The sequence below is a fragment of the Variovorax sp. P4_D9 genome (assembly GCF_056401695.1).
In genome coordinates, this window is record NZ_JBFUIU010001019.1 from 1 (window position 1) to 2,785 (window position 2,785).

General features: G+C 70.0%; 3 protein-coding genes. All 3 read left to right on the forward strand.

Going from position 1 to position 2,785, the window contains the following annotated elements; genetic code table 11:
* The first annotated feature begins 156 nt into the window (after nt 1-156).
* The gene (locus AC1DY5_RS50190; RefSeq protein WP_478121771.1) at nt 157-1,020 is read left to right on the forward strand and encodes an alpha/beta hydrolase; all 864 of its coding nucleotides are present in this window, start codon (nt 157-159) and stop codon (nt 1,018-1,020) included.
* A gap of 207 nt (nt 1,021-1,227) precedes the next feature.
* On the forward strand, nt 1,228-2,472 hold the full coding sequence (locus tag AC1DY5_RS50195; RefSeq protein ID WP_478121772.1) for an efflux RND transporter periplasmic adaptor subunit: 1,245 nt from the start codon (nt 1,228-1,230) through the stop codon (nt 2,470-2,472).
* Between the two features lie 28 nt (nt 2,473-2,500).
* Nucleotides 2,501-2,785: efflux RND transporter permease subunit (locus AC1DY5_RS50200; protein ID WP_478121773.1), on the forward strand; the 285-nt coding region annotated here is incomplete at its 3' end.

Below are 2,785 nucleotides of genomic sequence, written 5' to 3' on the forward strand. Positions count from 1 at the left end.
TCCTGGGGGTGGCGGGAAGCCTGAGGGAGCGGGATTCTCACACGGGCACCTGACACGATTGTTAGCCGGATGGAAACAGAGTGGGGTCCGGCACCTCGTTGAAGCCCTCCGGTGCCGACTTATATTCCATTCATCGTCCATCCATCGAGGCCGTCCATGTCCAGCCGTTCCACTCAGCAACCTGTCGCAGAAGCCGCCATGACCGCGGTGCAGGGCGCCGAAACCGACATCCGCATCGAGCTGCCGGACCGGGAACCGGTGCTGGCCCGCCTGTATGGCCAGCGCCCGCGCGGCGCCACGGTGCCGCTGGTGCTGCATTTCCACGGCGGTACCTTCGTCTGCGGCGATCTCGACAACGGCCGCAGCGTGGCGCGGCTGCTGGCGGGTGCCGGGGCCGTGGTGGTCTCGCTCGACTACCCGCTGGCGCCCAAGGCACCCTTTCCGGAGCCGATCGAGGTCGGCTTCGCGGCGCTCGAATGGCTCTACAAGCAGCGCGTCAAGCTGGCGGGCAAGGCCGCTCAGGTGTTCCTCGCCGGCGAGGAGGCCGGCGGCAACCTGGCGGCGGCGGTGGCCCTGATGGCGCGCGACCGCGCCCACCCGCCGCTGGCCGGCCAGATCCTGCTGTCGCCGATGCTGGACCCCTGCGCGGGCACGGCTTCGCTGCGCAAGGCCACCGGCGACGCCACGCAGTGCAAGTGGGCCTCGGGCTGGCAGGAGTACCTCAAGCGGCCGGTCAATGCCACGCATCCCTATGCGGTGCCTGGCGGTTCGCTGAGGCTGGCCCAGGTGGCGCGGACCCTGGTGCTGGTCGGCCAGGACGACCCGATGCGCGACGAGGCACTGAGCTTCGCGCGGCGGCTCGGCGATGCCGGCATTGCGGTCACCAGCAGTGTGCTGCCGGGCGCCTCGAACTGGCCCGCAGCGCTCTATGAGCCCGAAGGCTCGGGCTGTGCAGCCTGCGAGGCGGCGGTGCAGAAGCACTTTCGCGACTTCTTCAGCGCGGCGCCGCCGCCGCTCTGAGCGACGGCGCACGGCGAACCGTGCGCCGAGGGTTCGGGCCGGACGGAACCTTTTCCCAAGACCGAGGTGACGGCACCTCGACCCGAACGGCGCGAGCGCCGACGGGGGCTTCGTGCGCCCCGCAACAACAACTTTTTCCCGCTGTCCTGCGCCACCCGCGCGGGAGGGCACCGTGTTTTCCAAGAGTCACCAAAAGGACCATTCATCATGTCGAAGCCTCAACATTCCTCCCCGGCCCGGCGCGGCCTCTGGCCGGCTGTCACCGGCGTCACGGCGCTGGTGGCGATCGCCTCGGCGGCGCTCGGCTTCCACAGCTTCCATGCCGAGGCCAACGACGTCACGACCGTCGCGGCGCCGCGCGCCACGCCGGTCTCGGTGGCCACCGTGGCTGCGACCGAAGTCAACACCTGGGACGAGTTCTCGGGCCGCCTCGAAGCGGTCGAGCGGGTCGACGTGCGCTCGCGGGTCGCCGGTGCGGTGCAGGCCGTGCATTTCCGCGAAGGCGCGCTCGTGAAGCAGGGTGAACTGCTGATCACCATCGACCCGGCGCCCTACGCGGCCGAAGTCGAACGCGCCGAAGCCCAGGTCGCCTCGGCCCAGGCGCGGGTCTCCTTCACGCGCAGCGAACTGGAGCGTGCACGCCGGCTGTGGGACGAGAAGGCGATCGCGCAGCGCGAGCTCGACGAGCGCGCCAACGCCGGCCGCGAGGCCGAGGCCAACCTGCGCGCGGCGCAGGCCTCGCTGCAGAGCGCGCGCCTGAACCTCGGCTACACCCAGGTGCGGGCCCCGGTTTCCGGGCGCACCGGCAAGCTCGAAGTGACGGTGGGCAACCTTGTGGCCGCCGGCCCCGGCGCGCCGGTGCTGACCACCCTGGTGTCGGTCAGCCCGATCTATGCGAGCTTCGACGCCGACGAGCAGATCGTGGTGCGGGCCCTGAGGGACCTGCCCGGCGGCGCCAGCGCGCGCGGCCGCATCGAAGGCATCCCGGTGCAGATGGGCACCGCCGGCAGCGAAGRCACGCCCTACCAGGGCAAGCTCCAGCTGATCGACAACCAGGTCGATGCCAAGAGCGGCACGGTGCGGGTTCGTGCCGCCTTCGACAACGCCGACGGCGCGCTGATCCCGGGGCAGTTCGCCCGCATCCGCATGGGCCAGGCGCGCAACGATACCGCCTTGCTGGTGAACGAACGCGCGGTCGGCACCGACCAGAACAAGAAGTTCGTGATGGTCGTCGGCGCCGACAACAAGGCCGAGTACCGAGAGGTCGCGCTAGGCGCTCCGGTCAATGGCTTGCGGGTCGTGACCAAGGGCCTCAATGCCGGCGAGCGGGTGGTCGTCAACGGCCTGCAGCACATCCGGCCGGGCGCCCTGGTGGCGCCCCAGGCCGTGACCATGGACGCCAAGGCCGAAGTGCCGCAGGCGGCCCAGCACGTGGCGGACGCGAAATCCTGATCCCGGTTTCTTCGGGGGAATCCTCATCATGAATCTATCCAAGTTCTTCATCGACCGGCCGATCTTTGCCGGCGTGCTGTCGGTGCTGATGCTGATCGCGGGCCTGATCGCGCTGCGCGGCCTGCCGATCTCCGAGTACCCCGAGGTGGTGCCGCCCTCGGTCGTGGTGCGGGCCAACTACCCGGGCGCCAATCCGAAGGTGATTGCCGAGACCGTGGCGACGCCGCTCGAGGAGTCGATCAACGGCGTCGAGGGCATGCTCTACATGGGCAGCCAGGCGACCACCGACGGCCTGATGACGCTGACCGTGACC